Source organism: Cellulomonas triticagri, from assembly GCF_003696205.1.
GTDB classification, from domain to species: domain Bacteria; phylum Actinomycetota; class Actinomycetes; order Actinomycetales; family Cellulomonadaceae; genus Cellulomonas; species Cellulomonas triticagri.
In genome coordinates, this window is the sequence record NZ_RFFI01000105.1 from 1 (window position 1) to 15,262 (window position 15,262).

A 15,262-nucleotide genomic window follows, 5' to 3' on the forward strand; every position below is an offset into this window, starting at 1 on the left:
AGGGTCCGGCGCCGCGGTACTCGGCGCCGCGGGTTCCCGGGACGCGGGGTCCTGCGACGCGGGCGCCGCGCGGCCCGGCGCGTCGGCCGCGTCCTCGCCCGCCGCCCCGTCCGGCTCGACCTCGGCGGCCCGGGCCTCGTGCCGGTCCACATCGACCGGGGGACCGTCCAGCGGCAGTGCCCACGGGTCGTCCTCGGGCAGCAGCCCGCTCCACGGCCCCTCGGCGGCGGGCACCTCCGCGGGCTGCCACAGCGCCACGGTCTTGCGCCCGGCGGGCGACGCGTCGGCGGACACCGCGACCACGTCCTCGGGCCGGACACCGACGAGGCGTGCCGCGCTCGCGGCCGGCTCGGCGGTCGTCGCGGAGGCCAGCAGGAACACGGGATCCGCGCCGTAGGTCCCCGCGACGCGGCGCAGGCGCCGCAGGACCGCGGCGACGTGCGCCCCGAACACCCCGCGGAACGCGTGGCACTCGTCCAGCACCACGTAGCGCAGCGACCCGAGCAGCCGCGCCCACCGGCGGTGCTGGGGCAGCAGGGCGAAGTGCAGGAAGTCCGGGTTGGTCAGCACCACGTCGGCGTGCTCCTGGACCCAGCGCCGCTCCTCCTGCGCCGAGTCGCCGTCGCACGTCGAGACGCGGACGTCGCGGGTGCCCGACGCGGCGAGCAGCCGGTCCAGGGCGTGCCGCTGGTCGGCGGCCAGGGCCTTCGTGGGGCAGAGGTACAGCACCGAGCCGCGTCGGGTGACCGACTCGATCCGTCCCGGGTCGAGGGTGCGGGCGGCTGCGTGCGCGCGCACCGCGGACAGCGACGGCAGCCAGAACGCGAGCGACTTGCCCGACCCGGTCGACGTCGACAGCACCGTGTGCCGCCCGGACCACGCGGCTTCGGCGGCGTCGGCCTGGTGCTGCCAGGGCCGGTCGACGCCCAGCGCCCGGTACCCGGCGACGAGGTCGGCGTCGGCCCAGGTCGGCCAGTCCGCGGGGACGCCCTCCCGGGCGGGCAGGTGCCGGACGTGCGTCAGCCGGTCGGCCCGTCGCCCACCGGCGAGCAGGACGTCGAGCAGCTCACCGGTCCGGACCACGGCACCATCCTCGCCCCTGCCCGCGGGATGTCCGTGCCACGCCCGCCGGGCGCACCGCGTCGGCGCGCCCGCGGTCGACCACCGGCAGGATGGGGGCGTGGCCACGCACATCGACCTGAACTGCGACCTCGGCGAGGGGTACGGCGCCTGGACGCTGGGCGACCCCGGCGCGGACGACGCCCTGCTCGCCCTCGTGACCAGCGCGAACGTCGCGTGCGGGTTCCACGCCGGGGACCCCGCCATCATGGCGGCGCGTTGCCGCACGGCTGCCGGTCGGGGCGTCGCGGTGGGGGCGCACGTCGGGTACCGGGACCTGGTCGGGTTCGGGCGCCGCCCGCTCGACGTCCCCGCGGACGTCCTCGCCGCCGAGGTCGCCTACCAGGTCGGCGCGTTGCAGGCCGTGGCCCGGTCGGTGGGCGCCCGGGTCGGGTACGTGAAGCCGCACGGCGCCCTGTACAACCGGGTCGTCCGGGACGAGGACCAGGCGCTCGCCGTGGTCCGGGGGGTCGCCGGGGCCGACGCCGGGCTCGCGCTGGTGGGCCTGCCGGGCTCGGCGGTGCTCCGGCACGCGGCGGAGGCGGGGCTGCGCACCGTGACGGAGGCGTTCGTGGACCGCGGGTACCGCGCCGACGGCACCCTCGCGCCGCGGGGCAGCGCCGGGTCGCTGGTCACCGACCCGGACGAGGCCGCCGCCCGCGCCGTCCGGATGGCCCGCGACGGGCTGGTCACGGCCGTCGACGGCACGGACGTGGCGGTCGACGCCCAGTCGCTCTGCGTGCACTCCGACACCCCCGGCGCGGTCCCGGTCGCCCGGGCGGTGCGGGCCGCTCTGGAGGCGGCGGGCATCGACCTGCGGCCCGTGGCGCCGTGACGTCCGGTCCGGGTCCCCTCGTGCCGGACGCTCCGGACGCTCCGGAGGCGTCGCACTCCGCTGAGGCCCTGCCTGGCGCGACGCGCGCACCGGCGCCCGCGGACCCGGCACTCTCCGACCCGGCACCCGCGCGCGTGCAGACGTACGGCTCGGACGCCCTGCTGGTCGACCTGCCCGACCTCGCCGCGGTCCGGGCGCTGGACGACCGGCTCCGCGCCCACCCGCTGCCCGGCGTGGTCGACGTGGTCCCGGCGGCCCGGACGCTGCTCGTCCGGTTGTCGGGGCCGTCCCGCGTCGACGCCGCCCGCGACTGGATCACCGAGACGCTCCGCCAGGTCGCGCCCTCGGGACCCGCGGCGCCCGCAGCAGCAGCGACCCCGTCGATCCCGTCGGACGACAGGACCGACGAGGCACCGCTCGTCGTGCTCCCCGTGGTGTACGACGGCCCCGACCTGGACGAGGTCGCCGGGCTGACCGGGCTCGACGTCGCGGAGGTGGTCCGGCGGCACACCGCCGCGACCTACACGGTCGCGTTCGGGGGCTTCATGCCGGGGTTCGCCTACCTGACCGGCCTCGACCCGGCGCTGCACGTCCCGCGCCGGTCGTCGCCGCGCACGCGGGTCCCCGCGGGAGCGGTCGCCGTGGCGGGGGAGTTCGCCGCCGTGTACCCGGCGGCGACCCCCGGCGGGTGGCGGCTGCTGGGGACGTGCGACGTCCCGCTGTTCGACGTGGACCGGGACCCGCCCGCGCTGCTCGTCCCCGGGACGCGCGTGCGGTTCGCGCCCACGCCGTCCGAGGCCCCCGATCCGGCCAGCCCCGCAGCCGCCGCCGAGCCCGTGGCCGCCCCCGAGCCCCCGGTCACCGTCACGACCCCCGTCACCGTCGAGGTCCGGGCCACGGGCCCGCTCGCCCTGGTCCAGGACGCGGGCCGTCCCGGCCTCGCGGCCGTCGGCGTGGGCCGCTCGGGTGCGGCGGACGCGGGCGCCCTGCGCCGGGCGAACCGCCTGGTCGGCAACGCCCCGGGCGCCGCGGCGCTGGAGGTCCTGCTGGGTGGCGCGGTGCTCGCGTTCCCGGGCGGGGGCGTCGTCGCGCTCGCGGGCGCGGAGGTGCCGGTGGCGGTCGACGGCGTGCCGGTGCCGGCGCACCAGGCGGTGCGGGTGCCGCCGGGCGGGGTGCTGGTCGCGGGGTCCGCGTCGCGGGGCCTGCGGCTCTACGTCGCGGTGCGCGGGGGTGTGGCGGTGCCCGAGGTGCTGGGGTCGCGGTCGGCGGACCGGCTGGCGGGGATCGGGCCGGCCCCGTTGGAGCCGGGCGACGTCCTGCCCGTCGGGGGTGCAGCGCACGAGGCGGCGCAGCCGTGGCCGGACTCGCCGCGGGTGTGGCCGCGCGCCGGGGAGCCGGTGCGGCTGCCGGTGCTGCCGGGTCCGCGTCCGGAGTGGTTCGCGGCGGGGGCGCTCGACGCCCTGGGGGTTTCCCCGTACGTGGTGTCCCCCGCGAGCGACCGGGTCGCGCTGCGGCTGGAGGGCGCGCCGGTGGTGCGCGTCGAGGGCGGCGAGCTGCCGTCCGAGCCGGTCGTGCCGGGTGCCGTGCAGGTGCCGCCGGACGGCCTGCCGGTGGTGTTCGGTGCTGATCACCCGGTCACGGGTGGGTACCCGGTCGTGGCGGTGCTGACACCGGGGGCGCGGGACGCGGCGGCGCAGCTGCGCCCGGGTGACCGGGTGCTGCTGGTGCCGGGGAGCGGGTGACCTGGCGGGGACACAGGAGCCATGACCCTGGTGCCGGACGCTCGGTCTGTTTGAATGCTCCCAGGCGAGGGGAGCCCAGGTGGACGTGAGCGTGTCGAGCAGGACCGTCGAGGGTCGGACGGTCGTGGACGTGACCGGCGAGATCGACGTGTACACGGCGCCCACCCTGCGTGAGCGGCTGACGTCGCTGGTGGACGCCGGGCACGTGGACCTGGTCGTGAACCTGACGGAGGTCCGGTTCATGGACTCCACCGGCCTGGGCCTGCTGGTGGGGGTGCTGAAGCGGGTGCGCGGGGCGGACGGGCGGCTGCAGCTCGTGATCGACTCGGAGCGGCTGCTGAAGGTCTTCCGCATCACGGCGCTGACGCAGGTGTTCACGATCGTGGAGACGGTGGACGAGGCGCTCGCGGGGCAGCCGGTCGACTGACGGCGGGTGTCGCCCGGTCGGCGGTACGGGGGCGACCCTCCGGTGAACGACCGGGGAACTCTGCCTCCCGGGCGCGCTCTGCGACGTGGCGGGCGGTCGCGGGTCCCGCACGATACGGCTCGTGCCGAACGACATCGACCTGCTGGTCCGCACCTCCCGCGCCGTGGGTGGCGTGCACCGCTCCGTGGGGGAGATCGCCGTCCCCGTCGCGGTGGTGGAGCGCGACCTGCCGATGAGCGAGGTCGAGGTGCTGTTCCGCTCGCCGCACCTGCCGTGCCTGGCGGTGCTGGACCCGGCGGACGGGGCGGTCGGCATGGTGTCGCGGGCGCGGTTCGCGGACGCGCAGACGGGGCGCCTGGGCTACGGGCGCGCGGTGCTGGCGCGTCGGCCGGTGGGGGACGTCGCGGACTGGTCGCCGCTGGTGGTGGACGAGGCGACGGGGGTGGTGGAGTCGGCGACGCGCGCGATGGAGCGGTCGGACGAGACCCGGTACGACGACGTGCTGGTGCGCTCGGGCACGTGGGGTGCGGTGGCGACGTCGGACCTGGTGCGGGCGCTGGTGGCGGCGCTGTCGGAGCGGTCGCTGCACGACCCGCTGACCCGGCTGCCGGGCCGTGAGCTGGTGCTGCACACGGCGCGGGAGTGGGCGCGCCTGCTGGTGGGGAGCCGCCGTCGGCTGCTGCTGGTGCAGGCGGACGTGATCGGCTTCGCGCGGGTGAACGCGCGGTTCGGCGGGGCGGCCGGTGACGCGCTGCTGCGGCTGCTCGCGCAGCGGCTGCGCGCGGGGGCGCCGGAGGGTGCGATGGTCGGGCGGACCGGCAGCGACGAGTTCCTCGTCGTCGTGCTGCTGCCGAACGTCCCGGACGACCGCGCGGAGGTGCAGGTGACGGCGGTGCTGGACGGCATCGGCCGGGCGCTGGCCCCGCAGACGCCGGACGAGCCGGGGGTGCGGACGGCGGTGGTGGTGTCGACGCCGGGCGCGGCTGACGCGGACGCCCTGGTCCAGGAGGCGCAGCGCCGGATGCTGGTGCGCCGCGCGGAGCCGGTCCCGGTGGTGGCGCCGCTCTAGCCCGCGACGGCCGTGCGGCGCCCGCGGTGGGCGTCGACGATCGCGCGCCGGACCTCGGTCTCGACGTCCGGTCCGGGCGCGGTGCGGGCGCGCAGCCCGCGGGCCAGCGCCCGCACCAGCGCCTCCTGCCACACGTCCTCGGCCTCCCGGCTGCTGCCGGTGACCTCGACGGCGTAGCGGACGAGCGCGGCACCCCGGTCGTGCACCAGGGTGCTGAGCGCGTCCCCCCAGTCCGTCGCGCAGACCCCCTGCGGCTGCGCGGCTGACATCGTCATGGCTCCCCCCTCGTGGACGTGCGGTGCCGTCATGAGGGTGGACGCCCGGCGGCGGTCGGACGTTGGGTGCGGCGCCGGAGGTTCACCCGTCCGGCGCAGTGGTCCGCGCACCAGCCGCCTCGATCTCGTCAACCTCGACGCCCGGCCGGGACAACGCTTCCCGTAGCACACGCGGGTGAAGCCGCAGGTCACCGGGAATTCACCCGATCGCCGCCGGAACCGCCATGGTGACTTCACCACGGCTCCGAAGACTCAGTGAGTTCCCAGCCCGCTGAGAGAGGACACCCATGTCCGCATCACCCCCGCGCGCCGCCCGTCGGCGCGCGTCGGTCTCCCGCACCGCCGCGGTCCTGGCGGGGGCGTTGGCCCTGACCCTGCTGCCGGCCGCGGGCGCCCTGCCGCTGCCGAGCGCCGCGGCGGCCGACGTCACCCCGTTCGACGCCGTCGACCCCTTCATCGGCACCGAGCTCGACACCACGCAGAACAAGAGCAACGACGCGTACGGCAACACCTTCCCCGGGGCCGCGGTCCCGTTCGGGATGGTCCAGCCCAGCCCCACGACCTACAAGCGCGGCGAGACCAACGGCCTGGTGCAGGAGAAGGGCGGCTACGAGTACACGGCCGACCAGATCCGCGGCTTCGGCATGACCCGGTACTCCGGCTCCGGCTGCCACCAGCGGTTCGGCGGCTACGAGTTCCCGACGATCCCGTACACGGGTGCGCTGCTCGACGGCGCCCTGCCGAGCGACCCCGACGCGTCGCTCCGGGACTACTTCCTCGACTTCTCGCACGACGACGAGGTGGCCGAGCCCGGCTACTACTCCGTGCTGACCGGCAACGGCGTGACCACCGAGCTGACGGCGACGCAGCGCACGGCGGTCAGCCGGTTCACCTTCCCCGCCGAGGGCGACGCGACGCTGCTGCTCGACGTCTCGGGCGCGAACAACCGCGTTCAGGGCAGCGAGGTCACCGTGGACGCGGCGACCAGCACCGTCACGGGCTGGATGCGCGGCGCGGACATCTGCGACAACGGCAACTACTACCGCGCGTACTTCTCGACCACGTACGACCAGCCGTTCGCGTCCTACGGGACGTGGAACAGCGGCGCGGTCACGGCGGGCTCGGCGACCGCGACGAAGTCCAGCGACGACACCGGCGCGGACTTCCGGCACGACACCGGCGCGTGGGTGACGTTCGCCCCCGGCACGCAGGTCACCGCCCGCACCGGCCTGAGCTACGTCAGCATCGACAACGCCGCCGCCAACCGCGACGCCGAGGTCGGGGTCGCGGGCTTCGACGACGTCCGGGCCGCCGCGCGCACCGCGTGGGAGGGCGCGCTCGGCACCGTCGCCGCGACCGGCGGCAGCACCGAGGAGCGCACGAAGCTCTACACGGCGCTGTACCACGCGATGCTGCACCCGAACGTCCGCAACGACGCCAACGGCGAGTACCTGGGCTACGACGGCCAGGTGCACCAGGTCGAGCCCGGCCGGGACTTCTACCAGAACTTCGCCGGGTCGGGCTGGGACATGTACCGCAGCCAGGTGCAGCTCATCGCGCTGACGTTCCCCGAGGTCGCGGCCGACATCGCCCAGTCCATCGTGCTGCTGCACGAGCAGACCGGCGGCTGGCAGCCCGGGGCCGCGCGCATGCAGGGCGACAGCCTGCAGGTCATGCTCGCGACGCTCGACGACATGGGCATCACCGACTGGGACCGCGAGACGGCGCTCGCCGGGATGCTGAGCACCCAGGTGCTGCCCGCGTCCGGCTCCGACCGCACCGACGCGTTCCAGTACTTCGCCACCGGCATGATCGAGAACCGCAAGAACGACTTCGCGACGTCCCGGGTGCTCGAGTACTCCGTGGACGACTTCGCCATCGCGCGCCTGGCGCGCAGCCTCGGCGACGAGGACGCCTACCAGCGGTTCATGGCCCGCTCGCAGAGCTGGCTGAACGTCTTCGACCCGCAGACGCAGCACATCCGGCCGCGCGAGCGCACCGGGTTCGACCGGTCGATGAACCTGCGGGTCCGCGAGGACGGCGCCGGTCGCGGCCAGTTCAACCAGTCCACCGGGTTCCAGTACGGCTGGATGGTCCCGCACAACCTCGGCACCCTGATCGAGCGCCGCGGCGGCGTCGAGGCGTCGGCCGCCGCGCTCGACACCCTCATGGCGGACCTGGACGCCGGCGCCTACGACAAGACTGGCAACTACCTGTCCAACCAGCCCGCAATGAACACCCCGTGGGTCTACAGCTGGCTCGGCGCGCCGCACGACGCCACGGACGTGCTCTACCGCGCGACCACCGAGATGTACGACACCACCCCGTCCGGCCTGCCCGGCAACGACGACCAGGGCTCGCTGAGCGCCTGGTACGCGTTCGCGGTGCTCGGCGTCTACCCGGCGGTCTACGGCACCGGCGACCTCGTCGTCACCGCGCCGATGTTCGAGCACGTCGTCATCGACCCGGTCGGCTCCGACCGGACGATCACCCTCGCCGCGCCCGGAGCCAGCAGCACGAACCGGTACACCACCGGGCTCGCGGTGGACGGCGTCCCGCAGACGGCGTCCTGGGTCGGCGCGGACCTGGTCCGCGACGGCGGTCGCCTCGACTTCACCATGGGCGCCACGCCCGGCACCTGGGGCATGGGGGCGGACGACGTCCCGCCGTCGTACACCGACGGGATCGACGCCCGGAACAACATCGGCACCACCCCGGACGGTCGCGGCGAGCTCGGCTCCATGGACCTGTCCGACTGGTCGTTCTCCCGCGAGACCCTCGCCGCCGCGGGTGCTGCCCCGGGCGCGCAGATCCCGCACGGCGACACCGGCGTCGTGTTCACCTGGCCGGACACCGCGCCCGGCGAGCCCGACAACTGGATCCCGCACGGCCAGCGGATCGACCTCGCCGACGCGCAGGCGGGCGCCGTGTCGTTCCTCGGCCTCGCCACGAACGGCCCGGCCACCGGCACCGCCGTGGTCGAGTACACCGACGGCAGCACCCAGGACGTCACCGTGGAGCTCACCGACTGGGCGGCCGCGCCCGGCGCGGGCAGCAGCACGCTCGTCGAGGTGCAGGGCCGCAACAACGGCGCCAACGGCACGGGCACCGGCACCTTCCGGGTGTTCGGCACCCGCCCGGTGACGCTCGACGCCACGAAGACCGTCGCCGCCGTGCGGCTGCCGCTCGGCACGGACCAGGGCGTCATGCACGTCTTCGACGTCGCGCTGCTGGCCGGGGAGTGGACCGACCCCGACGCGCCCACCGGGACGCCCGAGCGGATCGTCCTCAACCCGACGGCGGACCCGGCGACCTCGCAGCACGTCACCTGGCGGTCGCGGAGCGCACTTCCGCTGACGGGCGACGTGGAAGTCCGGCCTGCCGGCGGCGCCAGCCGCACCGTGCCGGCCGTGCAGCAGCCCGAGCGCACCGTCGACGGCTACCCCGCCCGCAGCCACAGCGCCCGGATCGAGGGCCTGACGCCCGGGACGGACTACGAGTACCGCGTGCGGTCCGGCGACGCCGTCAGCGGGTGGCACTCGTTCACCACCCCGTCCGCCGACGCCGACCCGTTCACGTTCCTGTACTTCGGGGACGCGCAGGAGGGCATCGACACCGTCTGGCCCGGCACCGTGGACGCGGCGCTCGCCGCGCACCCCGACGCCGCGCTCGGCCTCTACGCCGGCGACCTGGTGAACACCGCCACGAACGAGCAGGAGTGGACGGACTGGTTCGCGGGCATCGAGGGCTTCGGCGACCGCACCAACGTCCTCACCACCCTCGGCAACCACGAGATCGGCGGGCAGCCGCGGATCGAGACCTACACCGACTCCTTCGAGTACGACGCCAACGGGCCCGTCCCGTCCGACGCGGGGGAGTACGCCGCCGAGTACGGCGAGCACCTGGCGCGGGTCCTCAAGGACACCGTGTACGTCACGGACTACCAGGGCGTGCGGTTCGTGAACCTCAACGCCAACCGCGACGACATCTGCACGATCGTCCAGCCCGCGGGTTCGTCGTCCTCGTGCGACACCGGGCGCAAGGCGTGGATGACCGCGCAGGCCACCTGGCTCGACCGGGTGCTGCGCGAGAACCCGCACGAGTGGAGCGTCGTGCTGGCCCACCAGCCGGTGTTCTCCACCGGGGTGTCCGGCAACGGGCTGCGCGACGAGGCCGACTGGCGGCAGTACGTCCTGCCCGTCCTCGAGCGGCGCAACGTCGACCTCGTGCTCCAGGGCCACGACCACACCTACGGCCGCGGCTACCACGGGTCCACCGGCACCGACCTGCCCGGCGTCAGCGCCGGACCGGTCTACGTCGTCTCCAACGCCGGGCAGAAGCAGTACACGCTGCCCACCGGCGACGACCACATCTGGAACCGGAACGGGGCCGTCGCCGTCGTGCGGGCCCAGGACACCTCCACCTACCAGGCGATCACCGTGGACGGCGACACGCTGCGCTACTCCTCGGTCGTCACCTACACCCGCCCCGGCGGCGCGGCCACGGTCTCCGTCGGCGACGAGCTCGACGCGTTCACCATCACCAAGCGCGCCGACGGAGCCAAGTGGGTCACCGAGCCCGGCACCGCCGTGCCCGGCCCCGGTGTCGCGCCCGTCAACACGCAGCACCCCAGCGGCGCGGCGTTCGACGACGAGACGTTCGGCGAGGTCGTCTGGGACGACGACTTCAGCACCGACCGGCTCGGCGAGTACACCGTGACCGGCGACGTCACCGAGCCGTCCGCGACCGTCGCGGTCGACACCGGCGCCGGGGTCCTCACCGCCACCGCCACCTCCCGCAGCTGGAGCCACGTCGCCGTCCCCGTCGACGCCTCCGACCGGATCGCGGTCGTCGTCGAGCCCGCCGCCATGGCGGGGACCGGCGCGTCCGAGGACAGCCTGTTCGTCGGCCTCACCGACGGACCGGGCAACCGGGCGCACTCCTGGTTCAACCACACCCGGTCCCGCGGCGGCATCGACGTCGTGGTGGACGGGCAGAACCGGGGGCTGTCCCAGGGCGTCGGGGACCGGGCCGTGGCCTGGGAGCCCGGCGTGCGGTTCGCCAGCGTGGTCGACCACGGCGAGCTCACCTCCTGGGTCGAGCGCGACGGGGTCTGGTCGCCGATCCGGTCCGGGATGCTCGACCTCACGATGACCCACGACCAGATCACCGGGTGGGCACCCACCGTCAGCCTGCGGCTCGACGGCGGGACCATCGCGCTCGACCGGGTGACCGTGCTGCGGGCCGACGGGGGAGCGCCGGGTGAGCCTGGTGAGCCGGGGGAGCCTGGCGAGCCGGGGAACCCCGGTGAGCCTGGTGGTCCGGGGACCCCGGGTGGGCCCGGCACGCCAGGCGGCCCTGTTGGGCCGGGGACGCCGGGTGCGCCGGTCGCTCCCTCGCCCGACGCCCTCGTCGACGCCGCCCGGGGTGGTGTCGCGATCGCGGGTCCGGTGCGCGCGGGCGGGACGGTCGTCGTGACCGTCGGCACCGCGTACGCCGGGGAGCAGGTCCGCGGCTGGCTGTTCTCCGAGCCTGTCGACCTCGGTCTCGCCACGGTCGACGCGTCGGGCCAGGTGCGGTTCCGCATCCCGGCGGACACTCCTGCCGGTCAGCACCGTCTCGCGGTCACCCGCGCCGACGGCACCCTGATCGGCTGGTCCGAGGTCACCGTCACCGCAGCGGGGGGTCGGAGCGGGCCCGGCGGGCTCGCCGTCACCGGGTCGACAGCGCTGCCGCTCGCCGCGGCCGCGCTGCTGCTCGTGCTGCTCGGCACGGCCGCGGTCGTGGTCCGGCGGCGCCGGGCCTGACGCAGGAGGCTCGGGCGGGACCGGCGGCGAACCGGTCCCGCCCGGGTCTGCGGCCACGGGTGTCACGTCGTTCTCCCCACGCGCGCGCCGGTTCTCTGGCTACAGTGGCCGCCTCACGCGGCGACGGAGCGGCGTGCAACCGGCGTCCGACCCGGGGGAGGGCCGAGCGCCGCGTCCGAGGAGGATGCATGGTCGAGCTCGGGTCGGGAAGCCTGCTGGTCGTCTCCGTGATCGCCGCCGTGGCGCTCGCGGCGCTGGTGGTGGCGGTGGTGCTCAGACGCCAGGTGCTCGCCGCGGACGAGGGGACCGCGTCGATGCGGGCCATCGCCGCGGCGGTGCAGGAGGGGGCGTCGGCGTACCTGTCGCGGCAGCTGCGCACGCTGGTGCTGTTCGCGGTGGTGGTGTTCGCGTTGCTGTTCCTGCTGCCGGGCGACGCGGGCGTGAAGATCGGCCGGTCGGTGTTCTTCCTGGTGGGTGCGGGGTTCTCCGCGTCCATCGGGTACCTGGGGATGTGGTTGGCGACGCGGGCGAACGTCCGGGTCGCGGCGGCCGCGAACCTGCCGGGGGGCCGGGCCGAGGGGGCGCGGATCGCGCTGCGCACCGGCGGGGTCGTCGGGATGTCGGTCGTCGGGCTCGGGCTGCTGGGCGCGGCCGGCGTCGTGCTGCTGTACCGGGGCGACGCGCCGGCGGTGCTGGAGGGCTTCGGGTTCGGGGCGGCGTTGCTCGCGATGTTCATGCGGGTCGGCGGCGGCATCTTCACCAAGGCGGCCGACGTCGGCGCGGACCTCGTCGGCAAGGTCGAGCAGGGGATTCCCGAGGACGATCCCCGCAACGCGGCGACGATCGCGGACAACGTGGGCGACAACGTCGGCGACTGCGCGGGCATGGCGGCGGACCTGTTCGAGTCCTACGCGGTGACCCTGGTGGCGGCGCTGATCCTGGGCCGGGCGGCGTTCGGCGAGCAGGGGCTGGTGTTCCCGCTCGTGGTGACGGCCATCGGCGCGGTCGTCGCGGCGCTGGGCGTCCTGGTGACGCGGGTGCGGGGCTCGGAGAGCGGGCTGACGGCCATCAACCGGGGCTTCGCCATCGCGGCGGTCGCCGGGGCGGTGCTGTCGGCGGTCGCGGCGTTCGTCTACCTGCCGTCGTCGTTCACGGACCTGGCGGGCACGGCGGGGCTGGGGGCCGACGACGGGGACCCGCGGTTGGTCGCCGCCGGGGCGGTCGCGATCGGCGTGGTGCTCGCCGGGCTGATCCTGTGGGTCACCGGGTACTTCACGGGCACGACGTCGAAGCCGACGATCCACGTGGCCCGCACCTCCCAGACCGGCGCGGCGACGGTGGTGCTGTCCGGCATCGGCGTGGGCTTCGAGTCCGCGGTGTACACCGCCGGGATCATCGCGGCGGCGATCTGCGGGGTGTTCCTGCTGGCGGGCGGGTCGATCGCGCTGGCGCTGTTCCTGGTGGCGCTCGCGGGCTGCGGGCTGCTGACCACGGTGGGTGTGATCGTCGCGATGGACACCTTCGGGCCGGTGAGCGACAACGCGCAGGGCATCGCGGAGATGTCGGGCGACGCCACCGAGGACGCGGCGCAGATCCTCACGGACCTGGACGCCGTCGGGAACACGACGAAGGCCGTCACCAAGGGCATCGCCATCGCGACGGCCGTGCTCGCGGCGACGGCGCTGTTCGGCTCGTACGCCGACGCGGTGGCCGGGGCGGTGTCGCGGCTGACGCTGTCGGAGGTCCCGGGCGACATCGTGCTCGCGATGACGGACTACCAGGTGATCAGCCCGGTGACGCTGGTCGGGGTGATCCTCGGCGGGGCGACCGTGTTCCTGTTCTCCGGCCTGGCGGTGGACGCGGTGACGCGGGCGGCGGGCGCGATCGTGTTCGAGGTGCGCCGCCAGTTCCGCGAGCACCCCGGGATCATGTCCGGCACCGAGCGCCCGGAGTACGGCAAGGTCGTCGACATCTGCACCCGCGACTCGCTGCGGGAGCTCGCGACCCCCGGTCTGCTGGCGGCGTCCGCGCCGGTGGCGGTCGGGTTCGGGCTCGGCATCGGCCCGCTGGCCGGGTTCCTCGCGGGCGCCATCGGCACCGGTGTGCTCATGGCGGTGTTCCTGGCGAACTCCGGCGGCACGTGGGACAACGCGAAGAAGCTCGTCGAGGACGGCCGGTACGGCGGCAAGGGCTCGCCCGCGCACGCGGCCGTCGTCATCGGCGACACCGTCGGCGACCCGTTCAAGGACACCGCAGGGCCGGCGATCAACCCGCTGATCAAGGTGATGAACCTGGTCGCGCTGCTCATCGCCCCCGCGGTGGTGGCCGTGAGCATCGGGGACGACGCGAACCCGGTGCTGCGCATCGGCATCGCGCTGCTCGCGGCGGCCGTGGCGTTCGGGGCGGTCATCGCGTCCCGGCTGCGGGCCGCCCGGGTCGACGCCGAGGAGCGCCTGGAGCGCGAGGTCGGCCTGCCCGCCTGACGCGCACGCGCGCCCGCCCGCCTCGACGGGTGGGCGCGCGTCCGGCAGGCTGGGCGGCATGACCTCGCCGCGCACCGCCCCGACCCGTCCCCGCCGCCTGCTGACGGGCCTCGCGCTCGGCGGGCTGCTGGTCCCGCTCGCCGCCTGCTCCGGCGGCGGCGACACCGAGGCGTTCTGCCAGGGCGGCGAGGACGCCACCGCCGAGATGACGGCCGCCGGGGAGCTCGCGAACGACCCCCAGGCGTTCGCCGACGCGATCTCCGCGGCGCGCGACGGCTTCGAGGACCTCGAGGCCCCCGAGGAGATCGCCGCCGACTGGGAGGTCTTCACGACGACGTTCGGCGAGCTCGACGACTCGCTGCAGGAGATCGACCCGACCGACCAGGAGGCGTTCCTCGCGGCGCTCACCGAGTTCTCCGAGCAGGCGGACTCCGACGACCTCACCGCCGCGAGCGACAACCTCAGCACCTTCTTCGCCGAGAACTGCGAGGCCTGAGCGCGTGCGGCTGCACCTCGTCCGGCACGGGCAGACCGGGTCCAACCTGATCCGGGCCCTCGACACCGCGGAGCCCGGTGCGCCGCTGACGGACGAGGGGCAGCGGCAGGCCGAGGCCGTCGGCACCGTCCTCGCCACCGAGCCGCTGGACGCGGTGTACGCGTCGGTCCTGACCCGGACCCAGCAGACCGCGGCGGCGCTGGCGGCGCCGCACGGGCTGCGGGTCGAGGTGCGGGCCGGGCTGCGCGAGGTGATCGCCGGGGACCTGGAGATGCGCACCGACGACGACGCGGTGCTGCAGTACCTGGGCACGATGATGGCGTGGGCGGACGGCGACCTGGACGCCGTGATGCCCGGCGGCGAGTCGGGACGCGCGACGCTCGCCCGGTTCGACGCGGTCGTGGACGAGGTCCGGGCGTCGGGCGCGGCCGTGGCGGCGTTGGTCAGCCACGGCGCGATGATCCGGATGTGGGCCATCACCCGCGCCGCGAACCTCGGCGTGCGGGACGAGGTGGTGCAGACCCTCGACAACACCGGCGTCGTCACGCTCGAGGAGGACGGTGCGGGCGGCTGGTACGCGACGCGCTGGCAGGACCACCTGGTCCCGCACGCCACCCCCACGCAGGGCGACGGCCCCGCGGGCGAGCCCCTCCCGCTCTGACCCCACCTGCCCGCCTGCCCCTCGCCCCTCCCGCACTCCGGCCCCTCCCGGAGCGGCGCGGGTGCGGCGGCTGAGCGGGGCGCGGGCGGGGATCGGGGAGGATGGGCGGGTGACCGATCCCGCCGCACCGTCCGTCGACCCCGCTCTCGTCGCGGCGCTGCGCGCCGACCTCGCGGACGCGGGGTTCACCGTGCCCGGGGTGGAGGACCTGCTCGGCCCCGTCGCCGCCGCGGCGCTGCACCGCGAGGAGCCCGTGCCCGCGCTGCTGGCGACGGACGCGGCCGGGGACGACCCGCGCGCGGCCCTGGTGCGGGCGTTCGTGCTCGGCGTGCCCGTGCGGGCCGCGGC

General features: G+C 75.5%; 11 protein-coding genes. 9 read left to right on the forward strand and 2 right to left on the reverse strand.

Annotated features, from left to right (window positions below; all coding sequences use genetic code 11):
* A partial coding sequence (locus EBM89_RS16015; RefSeq protein WP_233571790.1) for a DEAD/DEAH box helicase occupies positions 1-1,083 on the reverse strand: 1,083 nt, incomplete at its 3' end.
* Between the two features lie 97 nt (positions 1,084-1,180).
* Between EBM89_RS16015 and EBM89_RS16020 the strand changes: the two genes are divergently transcribed.
* From EBM89_RS16020 to EBM89_RS16040, 4 genes are all read left to right on the forward strand, one after another.
* Positions 1,181-1,954: a LamB/YcsF family protein gene (locus tag EBM89_RS16020; protein WP_122150660.1), complete on the forward strand. Its 774-nt coding sequence runs from the start codon at positions 1,181-1,183 to the stop codon at positions 1,952-1,954.
* A gap of 134 nt (positions 1,955-2,088) precedes the next feature.
* Positions 2,089-3,696 carry a 5-oxoprolinase subunit B/C family protein gene (locus EBM89_RS21385; RefSeq protein WP_158609694.1) on the forward strand — a complete coding sequence of 536 codons (1,608 nt, stop codon included), beginning with the start codon at positions 2,089-2,091 and terminating at the stop codon, positions 3,694-3,696.
* Between the two features lie 91 nt (positions 3,697-3,787).
* Complete coding sequence (locus EBM89_RS16035; protein WP_439647193.1) at positions 3,788-4,123, forward strand: STAS domain-containing protein; 336 nt, start codon at positions 3,788-3,790, stop codon at positions 4,121-4,123.
* A 121-nt stretch (positions 4,124-4,244) separates the two neighbouring features.
* Complete coding sequence (locus EBM89_RS16040; protein WP_122150662.1) at positions 4,245-5,192, forward strand: GGDEF domain-containing protein; 948 nt, start codon at positions 4,245-4,247, stop codon at positions 5,190-5,192.
* Here EBM89_RS16040 and EBM89_RS16045 read toward each other — a convergent pair.
* A complete protein-coding gene (locus EBM89_RS16045) occupies positions 5,189-5,467 on the reverse strand; it encodes a sigma-70 family RNA polymerase sigma factor (protein ID WP_158609695.1) in 279 nt (92 codons plus the stop codon). The genes EBM89_RS16040 and EBM89_RS16045 overlap by 4 nt on opposite strands.
* A 287-nt stretch (positions 5,468-5,754) precedes the next feature.
* On the opposite strand from EBM89_RS16045, the gene EBM89_RS22220 reads away from it, so the two are divergent.
* The 5 genes from EBM89_RS22220 to EBM89_RS16070 all read left to right on the forward strand — a co-directional run.
* Positions 5,755-11,274 carry a GH92 family glycosyl hydrolase gene (locus EBM89_RS22220; RefSeq protein WP_233571791.1) on the forward strand — a complete coding sequence of 1,840 codons (5,520 nt, stop codon included), beginning with the start codon at positions 5,755-5,757 and terminating at the stop codon, positions 11,272-11,274.
* A 188-nt stretch (positions 11,275-11,462) separates the two neighbouring features.
* On the forward strand, positions 11,463-13,757 hold the full coding sequence (locus EBM89_RS16055; protein ID WP_122150664.1) for a sodium-translocating pyrophosphatase: 2,295 nt from the start codon (positions 11,463-11,465) through the stop codon (positions 13,755-13,757).
* 58 nt (positions 13,758-13,815) lie between these two features.
* On the forward strand, positions 13,816-14,253 hold the full coding sequence (locus tag EBM89_RS16060) for a hypothetical protein (protein ID WP_122150665.1): 438 nt from the start codon (positions 13,816-13,818) through the stop codon (positions 14,251-14,253).
* 4 nt (positions 14,254-14,257) lie between these two features.
* Positions 14,258-14,914: a histidine phosphatase family protein gene (locus EBM89_RS16065; protein ID WP_122150666.1), complete on the forward strand. Its 657-nt coding sequence runs from the start codon at positions 14,258-14,260 to the stop codon at positions 14,912-14,914.
* 109 nt (positions 14,915-15,023) lie between these two features.
* A partial coding sequence (locus EBM89_RS16070; RefSeq protein ID WP_439647194.1) for a DUF7059 domain-containing protein occupies positions 15,024-15,262 on the forward strand: 239 nt, incomplete at its 3' end.